The organism is Amycolatopsis thermoflava N1165, from assembly GCF_000473265.1.
Taxonomy (GTDB): domain Bacteria; phylum Actinomycetota; class Actinomycetes; order Mycobacteriales; family Pseudonocardiaceae; genus Amycolatopsis_E; species Amycolatopsis_E thermoflava.
This window is the reverse complement of the sequence record NZ_KI421511.1, coordinates 8,136,402-8,158,167: the sequence shown is the minus strand read 5'-3', so window position 1 is coordinate 8,158,167 and position 21,766 is coordinate 8,136,402. Positions and strand designations below refer to the sequence as shown.

The 21,766-nt window shown below is 71.4% G+C and carries 20 protein-coding genes and 1 pseudogene; 7 read left to right on the top strand and 14 right to left on the bottom strand.

Annotation, left to right across the window (positions count from 1 at the left end; translation table 11 throughout):
* Window positions 1–190 precede the first annotated feature (190 nt).
* Both AMYTH_RS0140585 and AMYTH_RS0140580 read right to left on the bottom strand, forming a co-directional pair.
* Window positions 191–1,411 (bottom strand): metal-dependent hydrolase family protein, encoded by a 1,221-nt coding sequence (locus AMYTH_RS0140585; RefSeq protein ID WP_027935038.1) that lies wholly within the window; start codon window positions 1,409–1,411, stop codon window positions 191–193.
* The gene (locus AMYTH_RS0140580) at window positions 1,408–2,607 is read right to left on the bottom strand and encodes a M20 metallopeptidase family protein (protein ID WP_027935037.1); all 1,200 of its coding nucleotides are present in this window, start codon (window positions 2,605–2,607) and stop codon (window positions 1,408–1,410) included. The genes AMYTH_RS0140585 and AMYTH_RS0140580 overlap by 4 nt, the downstream gene beginning before the upstream one ends.
* A 122-nt stretch (window positions 2,608–2,729) precedes the next feature.
* Here AMYTH_RS0140580 and AMYTH_RS0140575 point away from each other — a divergent pair, with 122 nt between their 5' ends.
* On the top strand, window positions 2,730–4,103 hold the full coding sequence (locus AMYTH_RS0140575) for an MFS transporter (protein WP_027935036.1): 1,374 nt from the start codon (window positions 2,730–2,732) through the stop codon (window positions 4,101–4,103).
* Here the strand turns inward: AMYTH_RS0140575 and hsaB are convergent.
* From hsaB to AMYTH_RS0140550, 5 genes and pseudogenes are all read right to left on the bottom strand, one after another.
* On the bottom strand, window positions 4,072–4,602 hold the full coding sequence (gene hsaB, locus AMYTH_RS0140570) for a 3-hydroxy-9,10-secoandrosta-1,3,5(10)-triene-9,17-dione monooxygenase reductase subunit (RefSeq protein ID WP_027935035.1): 531 nt from the start codon (window positions 4,600–4,602) through the stop codon (window positions 4,072–4,074). The genes AMYTH_RS0140575 and hsaB overlap by 32 nt on opposite strands.
* Window positions 4,599–5,501: an iron-dependent extradiol dioxygenase HsaC gene (gene hsaC / locus AMYTH_RS0140565; RefSeq protein ID WP_027935034.1), complete on the bottom strand. Its 903-nt coding sequence runs from the start codon at window positions 5,499–5,501 to the stop codon at window positions 4,599–4,601. The genes hsaB and hsaC overlap by 4 nt, the downstream gene beginning before the upstream one ends.
* Window position 5,502: 1 nt before the next feature.
* Window positions 5,503–6,348 (bottom strand): 4,5:9,10-diseco-3-hydroxy-5,9,17-trioxoandrosta-1(10),2-diene-4-oate hydrolase, encoded by an 846-nt coding sequence (gene hsaD / locus AMYTH_RS0140560; RefSeq protein WP_027935033.1) that lies wholly within the window; start codon window positions 6,346–6,348, stop codon window positions 5,503–5,505.
* Window position 6,349: 1 nt separating this feature from the next.
* Window positions 6,350–7,528: a 3-hydroxy-9,10-secoandrosta-1,3,5(10)-triene-9,17-dione monooxygenase oxygenase subunit gene (hsaA, locus tag AMYTH_RS0140555; RefSeq protein WP_027935032.1), complete on the bottom strand. Its 1,179-nt coding sequence runs from the start codon at window positions 7,526–7,528 to the stop codon at window positions 6,350–6,352.
* A 44-nt stretch (window positions 7,529–7,572) separates the two neighbouring features.
* Window positions 7,573–9,181, bottom strand: a pseudogene (locus tag AMYTH_RS0140550) (FAD-binding protein).
* A 99-nt stretch (window positions 9,182–9,280) separates the two neighbouring features.
* Between AMYTH_RS0140550 and kstD the strand changes: the two are divergent.
* Genes kstD through AMYTH_RS0140525 form a run of 5 tightly spaced genes read left to right on the top strand, consistent with a single transcriptional unit; the run spans window position 9,281 to window position 14,216 of the window.
* Complete coding sequence (kstD, locus tag AMYTH_RS0140545) at window positions 9,281–10,948, top strand: 3-oxosteroid 1-dehydrogenase (RefSeq protein ID WP_027935030.1); 1,668 nt, start codon at window positions 9,281–9,283, stop codon at window positions 10,946–10,948.
* Window positions 10,945–12,081, top strand: coding sequence for a Rieske 2Fe-2S domain-containing protein (locus tag AMYTH_RS0140540; RefSeq protein ID WP_410468329.1), 1,137 nt, complete (start codon window positions 10,945–10,947; stop codon window positions 12,079–12,081). Before kstD ends, AMYTH_RS0140540 begins: the two co-directional genes overlap by 4 nt.
* Window positions 12,078–12,344 (top strand): hypothetical protein, encoded by a 267-nt coding sequence (locus tag AMYTH_RS0140535; RefSeq protein ID WP_020418782.1) that lies wholly within the window; start codon window positions 12,078–12,080, stop codon window positions 12,342–12,344. Before AMYTH_RS0140540 ends, AMYTH_RS0140535 begins: the two co-directional genes overlap by 4 nt.
* Window positions 12,334–13,347, top strand: a complete 1,014-nt coding sequence (locus tag AMYTH_RS0140530; RefSeq protein ID WP_027935028.1) for a ferredoxin--NADP reductase — start codon at window positions 12,334–12,336, stop codon at window positions 13,345–13,347. The genes AMYTH_RS0140535 and AMYTH_RS0140530 overlap by 11 nt, the downstream gene beginning before the upstream one ends.
* A gap of 11 nt (window positions 13,348–13,358) precedes the next feature.
* Entirely contained in the window at window positions 13,359–14,216 is an 858-nt protein-coding gene (locus tag AMYTH_RS0140525; RefSeq protein WP_027935027.1) for a MaoC/PaaZ C-terminal domain-containing protein, read from the top strand.
* On the opposite strand, the gene AMYTH_RS0140520 is transcribed toward AMYTH_RS0140525, so the two are convergent.
* Window positions 14,203–14,772 carry a DUF5134 domain-containing protein gene (locus AMYTH_RS0140520; RefSeq protein WP_027935026.1) on the bottom strand — a complete coding sequence of 190 codons (570 nt, stop codon included), beginning with the start codon at window positions 14,770–14,772 and terminating at the stop codon, window positions 14,203–14,205. The genes AMYTH_RS0140525 and AMYTH_RS0140520 overlap by 14 nt on opposite strands.
* 85 nt (window positions 14,773–14,857) lie before the next feature.
* Between AMYTH_RS0140520 and AMYTH_RS0140515 the strand changes: the two genes are divergently transcribed.
* The gene (locus AMYTH_RS0140515; protein ID WP_228685163.1) at window positions 14,858–15,268 is read left to right on the top strand and encodes a hypothetical protein; all 411 of its coding nucleotides are present in this window, start codon (window positions 14,858–14,860) and stop codon (window positions 15,266–15,268) included.
* 435 nt (window positions 15,269–15,703) lie between these two features.
* Here AMYTH_RS0140515 and AMYTH_RS0140505 read toward each other — a convergent pair whose 3' ends face one another.
* Genes AMYTH_RS0140505 through AMYTH_RS0140480 form a run of 6 tightly spaced genes read right to left on the bottom strand, consistent with a single transcriptional unit; the run spans window position 15,704 to window position 21,735 of the window.
* Window positions 15,704–16,873, bottom strand: coding sequence for a lipid-transfer protein (locus AMYTH_RS0140505; protein ID WP_027935024.1), 1,170 nt, complete (start codon window positions 16,871–16,873; stop codon window positions 15,704–15,706).
* Window positions 16,870–17,256 (bottom strand): MaoC family dehydratase, encoded by a 387-nt coding sequence (locus tag AMYTH_RS0140500; protein WP_027935023.1) that lies wholly within the window; start codon window positions 17,254–17,256, stop codon window positions 16,870–16,872. Before AMYTH_RS0140500 ends, AMYTH_RS0140505 begins: the two co-directional genes overlap by 4 nt.
* Entirely contained in the window at window positions 17,253–18,119 is an 867-nt protein-coding gene (locus AMYTH_RS0140495; RefSeq protein WP_027935022.1) for a bifunctional MaoC family dehydratase N-terminal/OB-fold nucleic acid binding domain-containing protein, read from the bottom strand. Before AMYTH_RS0140495 ends, AMYTH_RS0140500 begins: the two co-directional genes overlap by 4 nt.
* Window positions 18,116–19,258, bottom strand: a complete 1,143-nt coding sequence (locus AMYTH_RS0140490; protein ID WP_027935021.1) for an acyl-CoA dehydrogenase family protein — start codon at window positions 19,256–19,258, stop codon at window positions 18,116–18,118. Before AMYTH_RS0140490 ends, AMYTH_RS0140495 begins: the two co-directional genes overlap by 4 nt.
* On the bottom strand, window positions 19,258–20,280 hold the full coding sequence (locus AMYTH_RS0140485) for an acyl-CoA dehydrogenase family protein (protein ID WP_027935020.1): 1,023 nt from the start codon (window positions 20,278–20,280) through the stop codon (window positions 19,258–19,260). The genes AMYTH_RS0140490 and AMYTH_RS0140485 overlap by 1 nt, the downstream gene beginning before the upstream one ends.
* A 57-nt stretch (window positions 20,281–20,337) precedes the next feature.
* The gene (locus AMYTH_RS0140480; protein WP_027935019.1) at window positions 20,338–21,735 is read right to left on the bottom strand and encodes a WS/DGAT/MGAT family O-acyltransferase; all 1,398 of its coding nucleotides are present in this window, start codon (window positions 21,733–21,735) and stop codon (window positions 20,338–20,340) included.
* Window positions 21,736–21,766: the final 31 nt, after the last annotated feature.

Here is a 21,766-nt window from a genome sequence, read left to right as displayed (position 1 = left end):
AACCTGTCGAGTTCCTGTGAAAGCGGTCCGCGCGCCGAAACGCGCGCTATCCTGACTCCACACGGCCGGTGTCATCCTCCCCAGTTTCACACCGGCCGGTGCTCCGGCGCTTACCTCCCCCTCGGGCGCTGGAGCGAGGCCCCCGGGCCGCGCCTTCCTCCCCCAGTTTCGGCGCGGCCCGGGGGTCTTCTCACTTCTGCGAGCCCGGCGCCACCACGCGCACGCCGTCCTGCCACACCTCGCGAATCCGCCCCGGCAACGCGGCCAGGTCGTAGGCCTCGCCGGACACGACCACCAGGTCCGCGCGGAAACCCGGCTCCAGCCTGCCCAGCGAGTCGCCGAACCCGAGCAGTTCCGCGGCCGACGACGTCGACGCGGCGAGCACCTCGCCGGGGCTCATGCCTGCCGCCTGCATCAACGGCAGCTCTTCGAGGTTCGTGCCGTGCGGGCCGACGCCGCTGTCGGTGCCCATCGCGATCTTCACCCCGGCTTCGACCGCCCGGCGCATCGACGAAGCGTGCACCTCCGCGACGTCCTCGGCCTTGCGGATCATCTCGTCGGTCAGCGCCGCGCCCGCCCGGGCCGCGCGGATGACCGCGATCGGCGCGATGAGCGTCGGCACCAGCCAGGTGCCGTGCGCCAGCATCAGTTCGATGGCCTCGTCGTCGAGGTAGATGCCGTGCTCGATGGACCGGATCCCCGCCCGCACCGCGTTCTTGATGCCCTCGGTGCCCTGCGCGTGCGCCATCACCGCCTTGCCCTGCATGGCGGCCTCGGCGACCAGGACGTCCAGCTCGGCCGGGGTGAACTGCGTGTGCCGCGGGTCGTCGCCGGGCGAGAGCACCCCGCCGGTCGTGCACACCTTGAGCACGTCGGCGCCCGCGCGCAGCAACTCCCGCGCCGCCCTGCGCATCTCGTCCGGCCCGTCGACGACCGCGTGCGGGCGGCCAGGGTGCGGCAGCGTCAGCGGAACGCAGTGCCCCGAAGGCATCCAGTCGTCGCCGTGCCCGCCGGTCTGGCTGATGATGCCGATCGAGATCTCCAGCCGCGGGCCGCTGATCAGCCCGTCCGCCTGTGCCTTCTTGATGCCGAGGTCCGCGCCGCCCGCGTCGCGCACCGTCGTGATGCCCAGTTCGAGCGTGCTGCGCAGGTTCCGCGCCGCCTCGTAGAACTGGTAGGAAAACGGTTTCTGGAACAGCTTGATCAGGCTGATGTCGGACACCGTGACGTGCACGTGGCAGTCGAACAGCCCGGGCAGCAGCGTGGTGCCCGCGCAGTCGACGACCTCGTCGCCGTCCAGGCCGGTGCCGATCGCGGCGATGCGGCCGTCCTCGACCACCACGTCCGCGTCGAACGGGTCGCTGCCGGTGCCGTCGAAGACACGGCCACCGGCGAACAGGATCCGGGTCATGCCGTCGCTCCGCTCAACCGCCGCGCGGCCAGCGACGCGAGCAGCGCCGCGCCGTCGGCCACCACGCTGTCGTCGAACGATGCCTCCGGGGAATGGTTGTACGGCGCGGAGTCGGGGTCGTCGGCGAAAGTCGCCCCGAGGAACACGAACGCGCCGGGGACCCGGTCCAGCACGCGGGAGAAATCCTCCGAGCCGGTGACCGGATCCGGCGCCTCCGTGAACCGCTCCTCGCCGAACACCTCGCGCACGGTCTCGGCGACGAACTCGTGTCCGCCCGGGTCGTTGACGGTGACCGGGTACTCGGGCGAGTAGATGACCTCGGCTTCCAGGCCGTGGGCCGCCGCGATGTCCCGGCACAGCGGGACGGCCAGCTCCGCCACCCGCTCCCGCGCCTCCTTCGAGAAGCTGCGGATGGTGGCCTCGAACCGGGCCTCCGGCGGGATGATGTTGCGCTGGGTGCCCGCGTGGAAGGTGCCGACGGTGACCACGACCGGGTCGAACACGCTGAACCGGCGGGTGACCATGGTCTGCAGCGCCGTCACCATCTCGCAGGCGGCAGGCACTGGGTCGAGCGCGACGTGCGGACGGGACCCGTGCCCGCCCGCGCCGAGGACGCGGACGAACAGCCCGTCGGCGGCGGCCATGATCGGGCCGGGGCGGGACACGAACCGGCCGCGCGGGATCATCGCCGACACCACGTGCAGCCCGTAGGCCTCGGCGACCGGACGGCCCGCCGCGTCCAGGACGCCCTCGGCGATCATGTGCCCGGCGCCGTCGTGGCCCTCCTCGCCGGGCTGGAACATGAACACCACGTCCCCGGCCAGGCGGTCGCGGTGCGCCGACAGCAGCCGCGCGGCGCCGACGAGGCCGGCGGTGTGCAGGTCGTGCCCGCACGCGTGCATCCGCCCCTCGTGCCGGGAACTGAAGGCGGCGCCGGTGTTCTCGGTGACCGGCAGCGCGTCCATGTCGCCGCGCAGCAGCACCACATCGCCGTCGCCGCCCTGCCCGCGCAGCACGGCGGTGACGGACGAGAGCCCGGTGCCGGTGCTGATCTCCAGGGGCAGCCCGTCGAGGGCCTGGAGAACCGTCTCCTGGGTGCGGGGCAGGTCGAGGCCGAGTTCGGGCACCTGGTGGAGCGCGCGCCGCAGTGCCACGAGGTCGTCGGACATCGCGTGCGCGTCTTGCCTGAGATCCATCCCGGAAGCGTAACCGGAGTGCGGGCTCTACCCCAGCCGCGCGAACACGGCCGCATTCTGGCACTCCGGACGAATCCGGCAACCATTGTCAACATCGGCGTGCGGGAGATAACTTTCCGACCATGACCGCCCCGTCGTCGATGACCGCCCGGCTCGACCGGTTGCCCGTGACGCGCTTCCACCGCCTGCTCATCGCCGTCGTCGGGGTGGCGACCTTCTTCGACCTCTACGACCTCTTCCTCGCCAGCACCGTGAGCACCGTGCTGTCCAAGGAGTTCGGCGTGTCCGGCGCCGAAACCAAGCCGCTGCTGGCGTCGGCCTTCCTCGGCGCCTTCGTCGGCGCCGTGACGCTCGGCAGGCTCGCCGACCGCATCGGCAGGCGGCGCGCCTTCCTGCTCACCCTCAGCGTCTACTCGCTGTTCACACTGCTCGGCGCGTTCTCCACGGACGTCTGGATGCTGGTGGTCTGCCGGTTCGTCGCGGGCATCGGCATCGGCGCGGAACTGCCTCTCGCCGACGCCTACCTGGCCGACCTGCTGCCCGCGCACGCCCGCGGCAAGGCCACTGCCTGGGCCTACACCATCGGCTTCTGCGGCGTCCCCGCGGCCGGGTTCCTCGCACGCGGTCTGGTCGGCGAGGCGCCGCTCGGCGTCGACGGCTGGCGGTGGCTCTTCGTGATCGGCGCGCTCGGCGCGGCGATCGTGTGGGCGCTTCGCACCGGTCTGCCCGAATCGCCCCGGTGGCTGATCGCGCAGGGACGGCACGCCGAAGCCGAGGAAGTCGTCCAGCGACTGGAAAAATCCGCGCGCACGACGCTCGACGTGCCACCGGCGAGCCACGAAGAAGCCCAGCCGCAACGGTTCCGCGCGCTGTTCCGCAAGCCGTGGCGCACGCGCACCGCGATGCTGTCCGCGTTCCAGGTCCTGCAGGTGTTCGGCTACTACGGCTTCGGCTCGCTGGTGCCGATCATCCTGACCGCCAAGGGTTTCGACGTCGCCCACTCGCTGACGTTCAGCGCCCTGTCCTTCCTGGGCTACCCGATCGGCTCCGCGCTGTCGATCCCGCTGATGGACCGCTTCCAGCGCAAGTGGCTCATCGTCGCGGCCGCGGCGGGCATGGCGGTCTTCGGGCTCGCCTTCGGCTACTCCACCGGCGGCGCGGCCATCGCGATCCTCGGCTTCTGCTACACCGCGGTCAGCAACGTGTTCTCCAACGCCTACCACGCCTACCAGGCGGAGATCTTCCCGACGAGCCTGCGCGCGTCCGCCGCCGGCTCGGCCTACTCGCTGTCCCGCCTGGCGACCGCCGCGATGCCGTACCTGCTGCTGCCGCTGCTGGAAGCCGAGGGCGCGACCGCGGTGTTCGTGGTCGTCGCGCTGGCGATGGTGCTGCTCATCCTGATCACCGCGGTGTTCGGCCCGCGCACCACCGGCCGGTCGGTCGACGAGATCGCCGGTGAGGCGGTCACAGCCAGTCGTCCGGGCCGGCCCAGCTGAGCACGTCCGCCTTGACCGGCGCCGCGCCGGTGTACTGGCCGCGGTAGTACAGCAGCGGCCGCCCGTTCGACGCCTCCCCCAGCGCCGTCACGCGCCCGACCACCACGAAGTGGTCACCCGCCTCGAACACGGTCTCCACGGCGCAGTCCACCCAGGTCAGTGCGTCCTCCAGCACTGGGGAGCCGGACGGCGCCGGCTCCCACTCGACGGCGGCGAACTTGTCCGCGCCGCGCGCCCCGAACACCGCGCTGATCCGGTGCTGCCCCTCCGCGAGGACGTTGACCGCGAACCGCCCGCTGCGCTCGATCGCCGGCCACGTCCGCGATTTGCGGGCCGGGCAGAACAGCACCAGCGGCGGGTCCAGCGACAGCGCGGCGAACGACTGGCACGCGAACCCGGCGGGCTCGCCGTCGTCCATCGTGGTCACCACCGTGACCCCGGTCGCGAAGTGCCCGAGCACCTGGCGGAAGCGCGCCGGCTCGATCGCGGACGAGATCACTTCCGCATCCCGACGCTGAAGTCGTGGCCCCACAGGCTGACCGCGGTGCTCTCCCGCGCGATCCACGACTCGTCGTCGACCTGGCGGCCCTCGCAGCCGAACTCGACGTCGAACCCGCCCGGCGTCTTCATGTAGAACGACAGCATCAGGTCGTTCACGTGCCGCCCCAGGGTCGCCGACATCGGCACGTTGCGCCGCTTCGCGCGGTCCAGCGCCAGCCCGACGTCGTCGGTGTTCTCCACCTCGACCATCAGGTGCACGATCCCGCTCGGCGTCGGCATCGGCAAGAACGCCAGGCTGTGGTGGCGCGGGTTGCAGCCGAAGAACCGCAGCCACGCCGGCGGCCCGTCGGCGGGCCGGCCGACCATCTGCGGCGGCAGGCGCATCGAGTCGCGCAGCCGGAAGCCGAGCACGTCACGGTAGAACCGCAGCGCGGCGTCATCGTCGTGGGTGGACAGCACGACGTGCCCGAGGCCCTGCTCGCCGGTGACGAACCGGTGCCCGTACGGGCTCACCACGCGCCGGTGCTCCAGCGCGACGCCGTGGAACACTTCCAGGGTGTTGCCCGACGGGTCGTCGAAGCTGATCAGCTCGGTGACGCGCCGCTCGGCCAGCACCTCGGCGCTGCCCTCCTTGTAGGGCACGCCGTTGGCGTCCAGCCGCGCCCGCACCTCGTCCAGTTCGGCGGCGTTGGCGGCCTCCCAGCCGGCCACCGCGAGCCGGTCGCTCTCCCCCGGCACGATCACCAGCCGCGCCGGGAAGTCGTCCATCCGCAGGTAGAGCGCGTCCGGGTGCGAGCCCTTGCCCTCGACCATGCCGAGGACCTTGAGCCCGTACTCGCGCCAGGCGGCCATGTCGGTCGCCTCGATGCGCAGGTACGCCAGTGAGCGGATGCCCATCTCATTCACCTCGCAGGAAGTCGAGGGCCAGGCGGTTGAACTCGTCGAACTTCTCGACCTGGGCCCAATGTCCACACCGGCCGAACACGTGCAGCTGCGCGCGCGGGATCGTCTTCAGCGCGACCAGCGCGCCGTCGAGCGGGTTGACGCGGTCCTCACGGCCCCAGATCAGCAGCACGCGTTGCCGCAGTTTGTAGGCCTCACGCCAGAGCATGCCCTGCTCGTAGTCCGCGCCGGCGAAGGACGCGCCCATCGCGCGCATCGCCGCGAGCGACTCGGGCGTGCTCGCGTTGGCGTAGCGTTCCTCGACCAGTTCGTCGGTGATCAGCGCCGGGTCGAACACCATGAGCCGCAGGAACGCGGCGAGCTTCTCCTTGCTCGGCCCCGGCGGCGCGGCGAACCGGCCGAGCGCCTTGACCCCCTCGGTCGGGTCCGGCGCGAACAGGTTGGTGCTCAGCCCGCCCGGCCCCATCAGGACGAGCCGCCCGGCGCGGTCCGGGTGGTCCAGCGCGAGCCGGACCGCGGTGCCGCCACCGAGCGAGTTGCCGACCAGGTGCGCCTTGCCGACGCCCAGCGCGTCGAGCAGGCCGACGACCGCCGTCGAGCTGTGCGTGAAGTACTGCGGGTGCTCGGTCGGTTTGTCCGACTTGCCGAACCCCGGCTGGTCGACCGCGAGGACGCGGAAGGACTTGGCGAACACCTCGATGTTGCGGGAGAAGTTGCTCCACGCCGAGGCGCCCGGCCCGCCGCCGTGCAGCAGCACCACGGTTTCCGCGTGCTCAGTGCCGGCCTCGTGGTAGTGCAGCCGCAGGCCGCCGCCGACCTCGGCGTACTTGCCCTCGGTCACGTCACACCATCGCATTCTCGACGGGCACGCCGAATTCGCCGTTGCCGTACATGATGTAGGCGCGTTCCGGGTCGTTCGCCGCGTGCACGCGGCCGGCGTGCGCGTCGCGCCAGAACCGCTGGATCGGTGTGCCCCGCTTGAGCGCGCGGCCGCCGGAGTTCTCGAAGAGCCGGTCCACGGCGGCGATGGCGCGCTCGGTGCCGCGCACCTGGTCGCGCCGCACCCGTAGCCGGGTGGCGAACGGCAGCTTCTCGCCGCGGCAGGCCAGCTGGTACAGCTCGTCGATGTTGCGGGTCAGCTGCAGCCACGCGGCGTCGATCTCGCTGGCCGCCTCGGCGACCCGCACCTTCGCGAACGGGTCCTCTTTGGACTGCTCGCCCATGTAGGCGGCGCGGACCCGGTTGCGCTGGTGCTCCACGTGCGCCTCGTACGCGCCCTGCGCCATGCCGATGATCGGCGCGGTGATCGTCGACGGGTGCACGGACCCGTACGGCAGCTTGAACAACGGCCCCGGGTTGATCTGCTGCCCCGGGGTGCGGCACTTCGAGGTGGCCTGGAAGCTCAGCGCGCGGTGCGCCGGGACGAAAGCGTCCTCGACGATGATGTCGTTGCTGCCGGTGCCGCTCAGGCCGACGGTGTCCCAGACGTCCTCGATCCGGTAGTCGCTGATCGGCAGCAGGTAGGTGCAGAAGTCGACCGGCCTGCCCTCGGCGTCGAAGGCGGGCGCGCCGAGGAACACCCAGGTCGCGTGGTCGCAGCCGGAGGAGAAGCTCCACCGGCCGGTCAGCCGGTACCCGCCGTCGACGACGGTCGCCTTGCCCATCGGCGCGTACGACGACGAAATGCGCACGTCGACGTCCTCGCCCCATACGTCCTGCTGCGCCTGCGGCTCGAACAACCCGAGGTGCCACGGGTGCACCCCGAGGATCGAGGCGACCCAGCCGGTGGACCCGCACGCGCTCGCCAGCAGCTTCACCGCGGTGTAGAAGGTCACCGGGTCGGCCTCGTAGCCGCCGAAGGTCTTCGGCTGCAGCAGCTTGAAGAACCCGGTCTCCTGCAGCGATTTGATCGACTCGTCCGGAATGCGCCGCGCGTCCTCGGTCTCCTGGGCCCGCTCCCGCAGGACGGGAAGCAGCTCCCGGACCCCGGCCAGCACCCCGCGACCATCCTGATCGGTCATCTGCACGCCCCGTCCGTCATGTCTTTTCTCGGTCACCAGCAAGACTAGAACACGTTCTCATTTTTGTCATCAGCCAGCCCGTCGAGCTGCGGAAATTCCCGCTCTGCGCCCGGAAAACACGCAATCGGAAAGTGAGAGACCGCTCACGTAGGACCTGGAACAGATTCCCACCGCGGACCGGCCCGCCGCGTACAGCCCGGCGATTCCGGCACCCTCGGCGTCCCGCACCTGGCCGGTCGACTCGTCCACCACCAGCCCACCGAGCGTGAGCATCGGGCACGGGAAACCGAGGCTGGGCTTGATGGAGACGTCGATCAGCGAGAACGGCGCCGTCCGCACCGGCCGCACGTACTCGGCCGGCTTGCCGGCCGGGTCCGCGGCCCCGGATTCCGCGGCCGCGTTGTAGGCCTCGACGGTGGCGGCCAGCCCGGCCGGGTCGACCCCGGCCTTGCGCGCCACCTCCTCCAGGGTCGCCGCGGACACCCGGCCCCGTTGCAGCAGGTAGCGGGCCTGCAGCCACTGGAACCACTGGCTCTCCCGCCGCGCGGTGCGGCGGGCCTCGGCGATCGTCTCGGCGTCGGCGAGCAGCCAGCCCTTGCCGTCGTGTTTGCCGATCATCACCTCGCCGACCGCGGCGCCGTAACGGGACTCGTCGATGATCCGCCGCCCGGCCTGGTCGACCAGGACGCCCTTGAGCATCGCGCTGGGCGGCGTGACGAACCGCCACGCGGAGATCCGGTGCATCTCGCCGGTCGCCGCCCCCACCGCGGTGCCGAGCCCGATGCCGGAACCGTCGTCGGCGATCGTGCCCAGCGCCAGCCCGCCGCGGTAGGCCGGCGCGTGCTCACGCACGAGGGCGCGGTTGAAGATGAACCCGCCCGCCGCGATCACGACCCCGCGCCGGGCGGTCAGTTCCACCTCGCGCGCGTACCGCCGCTCCAGCCGCTCGATCCGGTGCTGCAGCGCCTTGCGCACGCTCGACACGTAGATCCCGGGCTTCGCGGCGTACCGCGCCATGCGGGCGTGCGCGGCGCGGACCCGGGCGGGCGCGTCGCGCATCGTGCGGACCCGGACGCCGCTCACGACGCCGTTCTCGACGATCAGCGACTCGGCCCTGGTGCCGGGCAGGACGCGCACCCCGCGGTCGCGTGCCGCCTGCGCGAGCCGGGCGAACAGCAGCTTGCCCGACGTGCCCGGCCCTTTCGTGCGGTGCCCGCGCGCGGCCGGTTTGGCCAGGTCGCGGAACCCGCCGGCGGACTCGCTGCCCGAGTAGTACAGGTAGTAGTCGTCGTTGGGGTAGGACGTCTTGTACGGGCACAGGCTGCCCTCGAACGGCACGCCGTTGCGCTCCAGCCACTCGATCATCGCCGGGCTGGAGTCGCAGAAGCGCCGCAGCGTCTCCTCCGACACCGCCTCGCCGACCTCGAGCCGCAGGTAGTCGTACATCGCGTCGGCAGAGTCGTCGACCCCGGCCTCTCGCTGCTGGGCGGTGCCCCCGCCCGCGTAGACGATGCCGCCGCTCAGCGCGGTCGCCCCGCCACCGCCGAAGCGGTCCAGCACGAGCACGTCCGCGCCCGCGTCCGCGGCCTCGATCGCCGCGCAGGCGCCAGCCGCCCCGAACCCGATCACGATCACATCCACCGTCTGGTTCACACCCGCTACCCTAGAACTGAAACACGTTCTCGTCTATCGTGACGGACGAGGCGGCGAACAGGCGCTCAGCGAAGTGGAACACGTTCCAGCGGAGGTGGCATGACCGACGAGTTCGACGTCGTGGTGGTCGGCAGCGGCGCCGCCGGCATGACCGCCGCCCTCGCGGCCGCCGACGCCGGCCTCTCCGTGGTGGTGATCGAGAAGGCCGCCAGGTTCGGCGGGTCCACGGCCCGATCGGGTGGCGGGGTGTGGATCCCGGGCAACGAGGCGTTGCGCGCGGCCGGTGTGGAGGACACGCCGGAGGCGGCGCGGGCCTACCTGGAGGCCATTGTCGGCGACGTCGTGCCCGCCGAGCTGCGCCAGGCCTTCCTCGACCACGGCCCCGAGGTGGTGTCGTTCGTCCACCGGGTCACGCCGCTGCGGTTGCAGTGGGTGCCCGGCTACTCCGACTACCACCCCGAAGCCCCCGGCGGACGGGCCGGCGGACGGTCGGTCGAGCCGAAACCGTTCGACGGCAAGCTGCTCGGCGCGGAGCTGTACAACCTGGAACCGCCCTACAGCGGAGCGCCGCTGGGCGTGCCGATCACGCAGGCGGACTACCGCTGGCTGAGCCTGCTCGCCCGGCACCCCAAGGGTGCGCTGCGAGTCCTGCGCATCGGCGGACGCTGGCTCACCGGGCTGGCCCGCGGCAAGCGGCTGCTGTCGATGGGCCAGGCGCTGGCCGCCGGGCTGCGCGCCGGGCTGCTCCGCGCCGGCGTGCCGGTGTGGCTGGACACCCCGTTGACCGACCTGGTGACCGAGGACGAGCGGGTCACCGGGGTGGTGGTCCGGCGCGACGGGCGCGAGGAGACCGTGCGGGCGCGCCTGGGGGTCGTGCTCGCCGCGGGCGGGTTCGAGCACAACGAGGAGATGCGCGCGAAGTATCAACGCAGCCCCATCGGCACCGAGTGGACCGTCGGCGCGAAGGCCAACACCGGCGACGCGATCCTGGCCGGGCTCAAGCTCGGCGCGTCGGTCGCGCTGATGGACGACGCCTGGTGGGGCCCGACGATCCCGCTGACCGGCGGGCCGTGGTTCGCCCTCGCCGAACGGTCGCGGCCGGGTTGCATCCTGGTCAACGCGCGCGGCGAGCGGTTCGTCAACGAGTCCGCGCCCTACGTCGAGGCCGTGCACGCGATGTACGGACCGGGCGACGGGCCCGGCGAGAACATCCCCACCTGGCTGATCTTCGACCAGCGCTACCGCGACCGGTACATGTTCACCGGCGTCGGGCCGCGGCAGAAGCTGCCCGGCCGCTGGTTCAAGGCCGGGATCGTGGCCAAGGCGCCCACCCTGGGCGAACTGGCCGCCCGGATCGAGGTGCCGACCGCCGCCCTGGAATCGACCGTCGAGCGGTTCAACGGCTTCGCCCGGCGCGGCGTCGACGAGGACTTCCGGCGCGGGCAGAGCGCCTACGACCACTACTACGGCGACCCCCGCCACAAGCCGAACCCCAGCCTCGGCCCGCTCGACAAGGCCCCGTTCTACGCGGTCAAGATCGTGCCCGGTGACCTGGGCACCAAGGGCGGGCTGCGCACCGACACCCACGCCCGCGTGCTGCGCGAGGACGGGTCGGTGATCCCCGGGTTGTACGCGGCCGGGAACACCAGCGCCGCAGTCATGGGACACACCTACGCCGGGCCGGGCGCCACGATCGGCCCGGCGATGGTCTTCGGGTTCCTTGCCTCACGCCACCTGGCCACCCAGAATCGCACTGGAGGTCGATGATGACTGAAGTCCGCACGATCGACGCGGGTGCGCCGCCGGCGCGGTTCGCGCGCGGCTGGCACTGCCTGGGGCTGGCCGAGACGTTCCGCGACGGGAAACCGCACGCCGTCAACGCGTTCGGCACCAAGCTCGTGGTGTTCGCAGGCGAGGACGGCAAGCTGAACGTCCTGGACGCGTACTGCCGCCACATGGGCGGCGACCTGAGCCAGGGCAGCGTCAAGGGCAACGAGGTGGCCTGCCCGTTCCACGACTGGCGCTGGGGCGGCAACGGCAAGTGCGTGTCGATCCCCTACGCCAAACGGGTTCCGCTGCGGGCCCGCACGCGCTCGTGGATCACGCTGGAGGAGAACAAGCAACTGTTCGTGTGGCACGACCCGCAGGGCAACCCGCCCCCGCCGGACGTCGTGATCCCCCGCATCGACGGCATCTTCAGCGGCGAGTGGAGCAACTGGACCTGGGACTCGGTGCTGATCGAGGGGTCCAACTGCCGCGAGATCATCGACAACATGGTCGACATGGCCCACTTCTTCTACATCCACTACGCGTTCCCGACGTACTTCAAGAACGTGTTCGAGGGCCACATCGCCACGCAGTACCTCAACACCAAGGGGCGGCCGGACGTCGGGATGGCGTCCAACTACGGCGGCGAGGACAACCTGCTGCGCTCCGAGGCCTCGTACTTCGGGCCGTCGTACATGATCAACACGCTGCTCAACACGTACAAGGGCTTCGAGATCGAGAACGTGCTGATCAACTGCCACTACCCGGTGACGCCGACCTCGTTCGTGCTGCAGTGGGGGGTGAGCGTGAAGAAGCTGCCGGGCGTGTCGGACGAGCAGGCGGACAAGATCGCGGGCAAGTTCGCCAAGAGCATCGGCGTGGGTTTCCTGCAGGACGTGGAGATCTGGAAGAACAAGACCCGCATCGACAACCCGCTGCTGTGCGAGGAGGACGGCCCGGTCTACCAGCTGCGCCGCTGGTACGAGCAGTTCTACGTGGACGTCGAGGAGGTCACCGAGGACATGACGCGGCGCTTCGAGTTCGAGGTGGACACCACCAAGGCCAACGAGGTGTGGGCGCGGGAGGTGGCCGAGAACCTGGCCCGTCAGCAGGAGGCGGGGGTCGCGGGATGACGACCGCCGAGCGCACCGAGTTCCTGGCCGGCGGCCTGCGGCCGCACGCGTGCGCGTCGTGCGGCACGCGGGTGCTGGTGAAGAAGAACAGCGTCAAGCACACCAGCATCCAGTGGACGACCGACGCGGGCAGCTGCCCGGTGTTCGCGCAGGAGGTCGCCGAAGGGCGCAACACCGCGTTGCTGGACACCTGCCCGAAGCTGGTGGACAGCATCGACGCGGCGGTGCGGGACGGGGAGTTCGGGGTTCTCGATGCCGGATAGCTACACGCTGACCGTCGCCGAGGTGATCGCGGAAACGGCCGAGGCGTCGTCGATCGTGTTCGACGTGCCCGCCGAGCACGCTTCGAAGTTCGCGTACCGGCCCGGGCAGTTCCTGACGTTGCGCGCGGGTGAGGCGGCGCGGTGCTACTCGTTGTCCAGCGCTCCGCACGAGGGCTCGCAGCTCAAGGTGACGGTGAAACGCACCGAGGGCGGGTACGGGTCGAACTGGTTGTGCGACAACGTCTCCGCCGGTTCCACTGTGGACGTCCTGGCCCCGGCTGGGGTGTTCACGCCCGAATCGCTGGACGCCGACCTGCTGTTGATGGCCGGCGGCAGCGGCATCACGCCGGTGATGTCGATCCTGAAGTCCGCGCTGGCCTCCGGCGGCGGGCGGATCGTGCTGGTGTACGCGAACCGGGACTCCTCGTCGGTGATCTTCGCGTCCGAGCTGGCCGCGCTGGCGCGGGAGCATCCGGAGCGGCTGGTTCTGGTGCACTGGCTGGAAAGCGTGCAGGGCCTGCCGTCGGTGACGCAGCTGCGTGAGCTGGTCCGGCCGTACGCGGAGTTCGAGGCGTTCGTGTGCGGGCCCGAGGCGTTCATGGCGGCCGGGAAGCAGGCGTTGAAGGACCTCGGGATGCCGCGCAAGCGGATCCACCTGGAGCGGTTCGTGTCGCTGGGCGGCAATCCGTTCGAGGACAAGGCTGCCGCCGCAGCTTCGGAGGAGGCCGGGACGACCGCGCTGTCCGTCGATCTGGACGGCTCGCAGCACTCGTTCACCTGGCCGCGGCAGGAGAAACTGCTGGACTTCCTGCTGGCCCGCGGGCTGGACGCGCCGTACTCGTGCCGTGAGGGCCAGTGCAGCGCGTGCGCGTGCCGGATCGTCTCCGGCGAGGTGAAGATGCTGAACAACGAGGTCCTCGATTCCGAGGACATCGCCGACGGCATCGTGCTGGCGTGCCAGTCGGTACCGTTGACCGACGAGGTGTCGGTCACCTACGAGTAGGAGTTGTCGCGTTGCCCATCGATCCCGACGTCGCCATCGGTGCCGAGCTCGACGAGCTGACGTTCGCCTGGACGCCGTCCGACGTGCTGCTCTACCACCTGGCGCTGGGCGCGGGCGCCCGGCCGGCCGATCCGCGGGAGCTGCGCTACACCTACGAGCGGGACCTGCGGGTGCTGCCGACGTTCGCGACGGTGGCGGCGAACCTGCGCATCTACGAGCCGCCCGCGGTGTCGTTCCCCGGCATCGAGGTCGATCTGGCGAAGGTGGTGCACGGGACGCAGGCGGTGACCGTGCACCGGCCGATCCCGGTCGAGGGCAAGGCGGTCGCGCGGACGCGGATCGTGGACGTGCTGGACAAGGGCAAGGCGGCGGTGATCGTCAACGAGACGTCGGTGGTGTCGACGGACGGGGCGCCGTTGTGGACGGCGCGGTCGAGCATCTTCGCCCGCGGCGAGGGCGGGTTCGGTGGTTCGCGGGGTTCTTCCTCGCGTGTCGAACTGCCGGACCGGGAGCCGGACGCGGTGATCGACACGCCGACGCTGCCGCAGCAGGCGCTGATCTACCGGCTGTGCGGCGACCGGAACCCGCTGCACATCGACCCGGAGTTCGCCCGGTCGGCGGGGTTCGAGGCGCCGATCCTGCACGGGCTGTGCACGTACGGGATGGTCGCCAAGGCCGTCACGGACGCCATGCTGGACGCCGACGTCACGCGCGTCGGGTCGTTCTCCGCGCGGTTCGCGGGGATCGTGCTGCCCGGGGAGACGTTGCGGACGCGGGTGTGGCGGACGGACGAGGGCCTGGCGCTGACGACGACGGCCGTGGAGCGGGACGCGCCGGTGCTGGCGGACGCGCTGCTCACAAGCCGCTGACCAGCATGTACGCCATGCCGACGCCCATCAGGGCGCGGCAGACCTGGCGGACCGCGCGGTGGTCGCGCAGGCTCTCGGTGCGGGCCCAGCGCGCGCCGAGGATGCCGGAGCGGACGCTGTCGACGGCGAAGTAGCCGATGGCGGCCAGCGCCAGCACGGGCCAGGCGAGCCGGCCGGATGTCATCGCCATCCAGGGCCCGTCGTGGTGGCCGGGCATCGCGGTGATCATGTACAGCATCGCCGCGGCGGACACGAGGTGGTGCATGGCGCAGCACCGGCGCCCCCGCAGCGCGGCGACCAGGAACCAGCCGGCGGTGAGGACCAGGATGGCCTGCCACCCGGCCGCCGGAATGGGCCCCCCGAGCGGCGAGACCATCGCGAGCATCGCCAGGACCATCAGCAGCTCGGCGACGTCCTGCTGGCGGGTGTCCGGGGTGGTCGTGAGGGCGTCCAGGCGCACCAGCCGGACCACGCTGGGAACCGCCAGCAGCGCGAACGCCACCGTCAGGCTCCACGCAACCAGGACCGGGATCTGCACGTCCTCAAGTTCGCCCATGAACGCTTGTGTGCGCTAGAGGTCATCGAGGTGAATTCCACACCGCGAGACGGCGCAACCGGTGAACCGGCCGGACGGGAGGCCAGTGGCGGACGATCTCGAAGCCGACTTCGCCCGGGGCTGCCTTCGCGCCTTCCTGTACGCCTTGGTTGGGTTCGCCTGGTTCTTCGCAGCCCAGCAGGCCGTGTGGTGGTACTCGCGGGCGTGCCACATCCCCAACGGCCCCGGCCCGGACCTTGGCATCCTGCTGGCGTTGATCATCGACTTGGTGGTCTTGGCCCTGGCCGCCCGCCTGGTGCACCGCCTGCACCGGTGGTTGTGGCCCCGCCTGCGCTGGTGGACGCCCGTGCTGCTGGTCGGAGTGGTCCTGCTGGTCACCTGGCTCTACTGGGTGGTCAACATCCCGGTGTTCGTCGATCCCTACAGCCCCAAGATGTCCTGTTGGTCCGAGCATCCGGACGGGTGGCCCGCCTGGATCCCGGTTCCGCTCCACTGAAGCGAGACTGGCGGGCGACGCGCAAGGGGGAGACCAGGTGGAGCCAGCCGACACGGCCCGCGGAAGCGCGGGAGGGTGCCTTCGCGCGGTGCAGTACGCCCTCATCGGGTTCGCGTGGTTCTTCGCGGCGCAGAACGCCGTGTGGTGGTACTCGCGAGCGTGCCACATCCCCAACGGCCCCGGCCCGGACCTTCGCATCTTGGCGATACTGCTCGCCGACTGGCCGGCCCACGCTGGCCCGCCTGGATCCCGGTGCCCGTCCGCTGAAAATCGCCGGTGTTTCGCCACCCCTGTGACGGGAACCACACACCGTAGGCGACGTCAGGAAGGACGAAGGACGATGCCGGCCACCGAACCGATCACCGACCAATCCGTCATCGAGGACACCCTCGACACCACCGACCTGGTGGACGACGAGAGCCACCTCATCCGCGGCTACGACTGAGCCAGCACCAGCCCGCTGGTCGGCACGCCGGTACCGGCCGTCACCAGCACGTGCGACACCGACGGCACCTGGTTGCACGACGTGCCGCGGATCTGGCGCACCCCCTCCGCGATGCCGTTCATCCCGTGGATGTACGCCTCGCCGAGCTGGCCGCCGTGCGGGTTCAGCGGCAGCGAGCCGTCCAGTTCGAGCGCTCCGGACGCCACGAAACCGGGCGCCTCGCCGCGGCCGCAGAACCCCAGCTCCTCCAGCTGCATCAGCACGTACGGCGTGAAGTGGTCGTAGAGCACCGCGACGTCCATGTCGGACGGCCCCGCGCCGGCCTGCGCCCACAGCTGCCGCGCGACCACGCCCATCTCCGGCAGGCCCGCGAGCTCGTCCCGGTAGTAGCTGGTCATGATGTACTGGTCCGGCCCGCTCCCCTGCGCCGCCGCGGCGATCACCGCGGGCGGGTGGCGCAGGTCGCGTGCCCGCGCGGCGCTCGTGATCACCAGCGCGACCCCGCCGTCGGACTCCTGGCAGCAGTCCAGCAACCGCAGCGGTTCGGCGATCCACCGCGACGCCTGGTGCTCCGCCAGCGTGATCGGCTTGCCGTGGAACCACGCTGCCGGGTTCGTCGCCGCGTGCTTGCGGTCCAGCACCGCCACCCGGCCGAAGTCCTCGGTCGACGCGCCGTACTCGTACAGGTACCGCTGCGCCACCATCGCGACCGTGGCCGCGGGCGTGGCCAGCCCCATCGGGTAGTGGAACGCGTTGTCCACCCCGGAGGAGTTCACCTGCCCCGCCGCCGCGGACGACACCTGCCCGAACCGGTGCCCGGACCGCTCGTTGAACGCCCGGTACGCCACCACCACCTCGGCCACCCCGGTGGCGACCGCCATCGCCGCCTGCTGGACCGTCGCCGCCGCCGCGCCGCCGCCGTAGTGCACCCGGCTGAAGAACGTCAGCTCCGGGATGCCCAGCTCCCGCGCCACCGCGATTTCGGCGTTGCCGTCCATCGTGAACGACACCAGACCGTCCACATCGGACGGCCGTAACCCGGCGTCGTCCAGTGCCGCGCGCACCGCCTCGGCCGCCAGCCGCAGCTCGCTGCGTCCCGAGTCCTTCGAGAACTCCGTCGCGCCGATCCCGGCGATCGCCGCCTTGCCCGACAGTGTCATGCCGCCAGCTCCACGGTCACCGTCCCGCTCACGTGCGCCCCCAGCTGCCCGGTCCCGGTCACCTCGACGACCGCGACCCGCCCCTCGACCGACGCGACCCGCCCGGTGAACACCAGCCGGTCCCCCGCGTAGCACGGCACGCCGAGCTTGATCTTGATCGACCGGACCAGCGCGTCCGGCCCCGCCCAGTCCGTCACGAACCGCTGCACCAGCCCGGTGTCGGTGAGGATGTTGAGGAAGATGTCCTTCGACCCGCGCGCGACCGCCGCGTCCCGGTCGTGGTGCACGTCCTGGAAGTCCCGCGTCGCCAGCGCGGTGCTGATCACGAACGTGGGCGTGACGTCGAAGACCAGCTCGGGCAGCTCGGTTCCGGCGGCGGTCATCGCGCCACCCGCCAAGCCGGCAACGTCAGATCGTCGTCCACCTTCAGGAACGTCGCGGTCACCGGTAGTCCGATGTGGACCTCCGCGGGATCGGCCCCGACCAGTTCGCCCAGCATCCGCACCCCCTCCTCCAGCTCGACCAGCGCGATCACGAACGGCAGCTGCTTGCCCGGCACCGCCGGCCGGTGGTGCACGACGTAGCTGTGGACCGTGCCGCGCCCGCTCGCCACCACCCAATCCGGTTTCGCGTCCAGGTCGCCGTCCGGCGGCATCGGCCCCGGCGGGTGCCGCAGCACATCGCCCCAGCGCTGGATCCGCAGCTCGCCGGCCTTCGTGCCCTCCCAGAAGAACTCGGTGTCCCGGCTGATCACCGGCCGCAGCGCGCCCCGCGCGGACGGGGGCGGCGCGAACTTCAGCACCCGGAACAGCATGTCGGCCACCAGTTCGTCGCCGACGTACCAGGACGTGCGGGTGGTGACGAACCAGCCCTCGCCCAGCGCGGTCCGCTTCGGCCCCACGACCGACTCCAGCGCTGTCGACGCCGACACGTGCTCGCCGACCCGCAGGTAGCGGTGGTAGGTCTGCTCGGAGTTCGTCGCGACGACCGACGTGTAACCGGCCTCGTCGAGGACGGCCATCATCGCGCCCAGCGGGTCGTCCGCCGCGCGCTGCCCGTGCAGGCCGTTCATCGTCCACACCTGCACCATGGCCGGCGGCGCGACGCCCTCGGCGTACCGCGGGTTGGCGTCGCCGATCGCCTCGACCCAGTTGTTGATCATCGCCTGGTTCACCGGATCACGGGCCAGGCGGCGCGACGACTCGCCTTGCGCGCGGATCCGGGCAGCGGCCTCTTCGACGCTCATCGCGGCACCCTCGGCAATCCCAGTCCGGCCGTCGCGATCAGCTCGCGCTGGATCTCGTTCACGCCACCCCCGAAAGTGAGCACGATGTTGCGCCGCGCCAGCACGTCCAGCCACTCGGCGAGCGCGGCGGTGCCCGGATCGGACGGATCCCCGTGCCGGGCCACGATCTCCTCCACCAGCCGCGCCACCCGCTGGATGCGGTCCGAGCCGAACACCTTGGTCGCCGAGGCGTCCGCGACATCCAGCTCCGCGGCCGCGACCTGCCAGTTGAGCAGCTCGTTGATCCGCACCACGGCGAGCGTCTCGCCGAGCGCCCGGCGGACGTCGGGCTCGCCGAGCAGGTCGCGCTCGGCGGCCCAGGCCCGCACCCGGTCGTAGAGCCCGCCGATCCGCCCGGCGGGACCGAGCATGACCCGCTCGTGGTTGAGCTGGGTGGTGATCAGCTTCCAGCCCTGGTTCTCCTCGCCGACCCGCATCGACACCGGGACCCGGACATCGGAGTAGTACGTGGCGTTGACGTGGTGTGCGCCGTCGCAGGTGATGATCGGCGTCCACGAGTAGCCGGGGTCGGTGGTGTCGACGATCAGGATCGAGATGCCCTTGTGCTTGGGCGCGTCCGGATCGGTGCGCACGGCGAGCCAGACGTAGTCGGCGTCGTGCCCGCCGGTCGTGAAGATCTTCTGCCCGTTGACCAGGTAGGAATCGCCGTCGCGTACCGCGGTGGTGCGCAGGGACGCGAGGTCGGTGCCCGCTTCGGGTTCGGTGTAGCCGATCGCGAAGTGCACCTCCCCGGCGAGGATCTTCGGCAGGAAGAACGCCTTCTGCTCCGGCGTGCCGTACTCCTGCAGGGTCGGCCCGACCGTCTGCAGCGTCACCGACGGCAGCTGCACGTCGGCGCGCGCGGCCTCGTCGGCGAAGATGTGCTGCTCCAGGTCGCCGAACCCGCCGCCGCCGTACTCCTCGGGCCAGCCGACGCCGAGCCGCCCGTCGCTGCCCATCCGGCGCACGATGCGGCGGTAGACCTCGCCGTGCCGCTCGCGGAGCAGCGCCTGCCGCTCCTCCGGCGTGATCAGCCCGGCGAAGTACTCGCGCAGCTCGTCACGCAGTTTCCGTTGCGGCGCGGTCAGTTCGATGTGCATCAGGCCTCCACCAGGTCGCCGAGCCGGTCCAGCCGCTCGCTCGCGCCGCCGGTCAGCGCGGCGAGCTCCTTGACCAGCCCGTAGTGGCGGTGCAGCGGGTAGGTGATGTCGACGCCGAGGCCGCCGTGCAGGTGGTGGCACACCGCGAGCGCCTTGGGCGCCTCCTCGGCGAGCCAGTACGCGGCGATCGCCAGGTCCTCGTCCGCGTCGAGCCCCTCGTCGAGCCGCCACACCGCGGACAACGCGGCCAGGTGCAGCGTTCGGGAGGCGATGTAGACGTCCGCGATCTGCTGCGCCACCGCCTGGAACGTCGCAAGTGGACGGCCGAACTGCTCGCGCTGCCGCACGTGCGCGGTGGTCAGCGCCAGCGCTCCGGCCACCGCGCCGTCGCCGAGCGCGACCGCGCCGGCGAGCGTGAACCGGCGCAGGTCCGCGAGCGAGCCGTCCCGCAGCAGGTCCGCCTCACCCACCCGGACGCCGGACAGCCGCAACGACGTGCCGTGCACCTCCGCGCCCTCGGCCCGCGGATCGACGAGGAACACGCCCGGTCCCCACGGCAGCGTCGCGGGCACGAGGACGCACCGGGCCTGCGCCAGCGACGGCACCAGGGTCTTCGTCCCGGTCAGCGCCCAGCCGCCGTCCACGGCGACGGCCTCGGTCGAGGGCTCCGCGGCGAACGGCCGGGACGGCTCGTGCGGCGCGGCCGTGACGACGACCTCGCCCGACGCGATCTCCGGCAGCCACCGCGCACGCTGCTCCGGGCTGCCCATCCGGTTCAGCGGCAGCACCCCGAGCGCGAGTGCGGCGAGCACGGGCACCTGCGCGCCCGCCCGGCCGACCTCGGTCAGCACCACCGCGACCTCGGCCGGGCCGAGCCCGTCCCCGCCCAGCTCCTCGGGCAGGGCGAGCGCGAGCAGGCCGGCCTTCGCCAGCGCCTGCCAGGCGTGCTCGGGGTCCCTGGCGAGGACGTCCGCGGTCAGCGCGGCGATCTCGGCCCGGGTCGCGTCCAGGGTGAAGTCCACACCGGCTCCTCGGCTACAAGACTGAAACCTGTTCTAGTCTTAGCCGAGGAGCCGCGTTCAGGCAAGAGCCGAGGCCGCGTCCAGCAGTTCCTTCATCTCGTCCCGCATCGCGTCGGCCAGCGCCCACAGATCTGGAACGAGTTCTCGTGCCGCGAGGAGCCCGATGTCAACCTTCCCGGCGTAGGACAGCACGGTCACGTTCAACCCGGCGCCGTGGAACACCGGGCCGAGCGGGTAGAAGGCCGTCACCCGCGCGCCGACGAAGTACAGCGGCATCGGCGGTCCGGGCACGTTGGAGACGACCAGGTTGTGCACCACCGGGTGCTTGTCGGCCAGCCGCAGCGCCGCGTAGGCCCGCACTGCGAGCCCGAACAGGCCGGGCGCGGCGAACTGGGCCCAGTCCTGCAGCATGTCCGCGTCGATCTCGTGGTGGTGCTCCTTGGCCTGGCGGTTGCTCTCCGCGACCGCGTAGACCCGGGCGGCGGACTCCGGCAGGTGGGTGGGCAGGGTCGCGAAGAACGCGGACACCTTGTTGTTGCTGTCGCCCTCCTGGCTGGTGCGGTCCAGCGTCGACACCGGGACGGTCGCCACCAGCGGGTCCTTGGGCAGCTCGCCGCGCGCGTCCAGGTAGCGGCGCAGCGCGCCCGCGCACAACGCCAGGACCACGTCGTTCACCTTCACCCCGAAGGCGTTCTTCACGGTCTTGACGTCGTCCAGCTCGACCGTGCTGTAGGCGATGGCGCGGACGCTGGAGATGGTGGAGTTGAACGAGGTGCGCGGCGCGGTGAACGGCACCGGCATGCCCTGGCGGCGCAGGGCGCGGCCGATCCAGCGGGGCGCCATGCTCGCCAGGCCGGGCAGCAGCTTCGCCAGCTCCACCGGCCGCCGCGCCAGCTCGCCGACGCTGGTCTTGAGCAGTTCGAGGTGCGAGGGCGGCGCGAGGTTGGGTTCGGGCTCGGGCAGCGGCGGAAGTTCACCCGGTTCGGTGCCTGCCAGGTAGGCGATCAGGTTCGCGCCGCCGACGCCGTCGACGGTCGCGTGGTGCATCTTGAACATCACCGCGACACCGTCGCCGGGCAGCCCCTCGATCACGTACAGCTCCCACAGCGGGCGGCCGCGGTTGAGCGGCTGGCCGGCGAAGTGGGCGCACAGCTCGGCCAGCGTCTCGCGGTCGCCCGGCGCGGGGACGGCGACGCGGTGCAGGTGGTGGTCGATGTCGAACGCCTCGTCCTCCACCCACACCGGGTGCAGGAAGTTCAGCGGCGAATTGTGCAGTTTCCGGCGGAACTCCGGGATCGCGGCGATGCGCTCGGCGAGCCGCCGCTTGAACTCGGGGAAGCGATATCCGCCCGGTATGGTCGATCCGTCCAGCGTGAGCAGCCCGCACACGTGCAGCACCTGCGAAGACGTTTCCAGGTACAGGAAACTGGCGTCGAGTCCAGACAGCGGTCGCACCCTCCCAGGGTAGGCGAAACTGACTACGATC

What these genes read in the sequence shown, in the direction of transcription:
- AMYTH_RS0140490 (WP_027935021.1), bottom strand. Translation starts at nt 19,258, where the DNA reads ATGCACATCGAACTGACCGCGCCGCAACGGAAACTGCGTGACGAGCTG.
- AMYTH_RS0140495 (WP_027935022.1), bottom strand. Translation starts at nt 18,119, where the DNA reads ATGAGCGTCGAAGAGGCCGCTGCCCGGATCCGCGCGCAAGGCGAGTCG.
- AMYTH_RS0140505 (WP_027935024.1), bottom strand. Translation starts at nt 16,873, where the DNA reads ATGACACTGTCGGGCAAGGCGGCGATCGCCGGGATCGGCGCGACGGAG.
- AMYTH_RS0140500 (WP_027935023.1), bottom strand. Translation starts at nt 17,256, where the DNA reads ATGACCGCCGCCGGAACCGAGCTGCCCGAGCTGGTCTTCGACGTCACG.
- AMYTH_RS0140575 (WP_027935036.1), top strand. Translation starts at nt 2,730, where the DNA reads ATGACCGCCCCGTCGTCGATGACCGCCCGGCTCGACCGGTTGCCCGTG.
- hsaA (WP_027935032.1), bottom strand. Translation starts at nt 7,528, where the DNA reads ATGACCGATCAGGATGGTCGCGGGGTGCTGGCCGGGGTCCGGGAGCTG.
- AMYTH_RS0140580 (WP_027935037.1), bottom strand. Translation starts at nt 2,607, where the DNA reads ATGGATCTCAGGCAAGACGCGCACGCGATGTCCGACGACCTCGTGGCA.
- AMYTH_RS0140530 (WP_027935028.1), top strand. Translation starts at nt 12,334, where the DNA reads ATGCCGGATAGCTACACGCTGACCGTCGCCGAGGTGATCGCGGAAACG.
- AMYTH_RS0140520 (WP_027935026.1), bottom strand. Translation starts at nt 14,772, where the DNA reads ATGGGCGAACTTGAGGACGTGCAGATCCCGGTCCTGGTTGCGTGGAGC.
- hsaC (WP_027935034.1), bottom strand. Translation starts at nt 5,501, where the DNA reads ATGGGCATCCGCTCACTGGCGTACCTGCGCATCGAGGCGACCGACATG.
- kstD (WP_027935030.1), top strand. Translation starts at nt 9,281, where the DNA reads ATGACCGACGAGTTCGACGTCGTGGTGGTCGGCAGCGGCGCCGCCGGC.
- AMYTH_RS0140540 (WP_410468329.1), top strand. Translation starts at nt 10,945, where the DNA reads ATGATGACTGAAGTCCGCACGATCGACGCGGGTGCGCCGCCGGCGCGG.
- AMYTH_RS0140535 (WP_020418782.1), top strand. Translation starts at nt 12,078, where the DNA reads ATGACGACCGCCGAGCGCACCGAGTTCCTGGCCGGCGGCCTGCGGCCG.
- AMYTH_RS0140585 (WP_027935038.1), bottom strand. Translation starts at nt 1,411, where the DNA reads ATGACCCGGATCCTGTTCGCCGGTGGCCGTGTCTTCGACGGCACCGGC.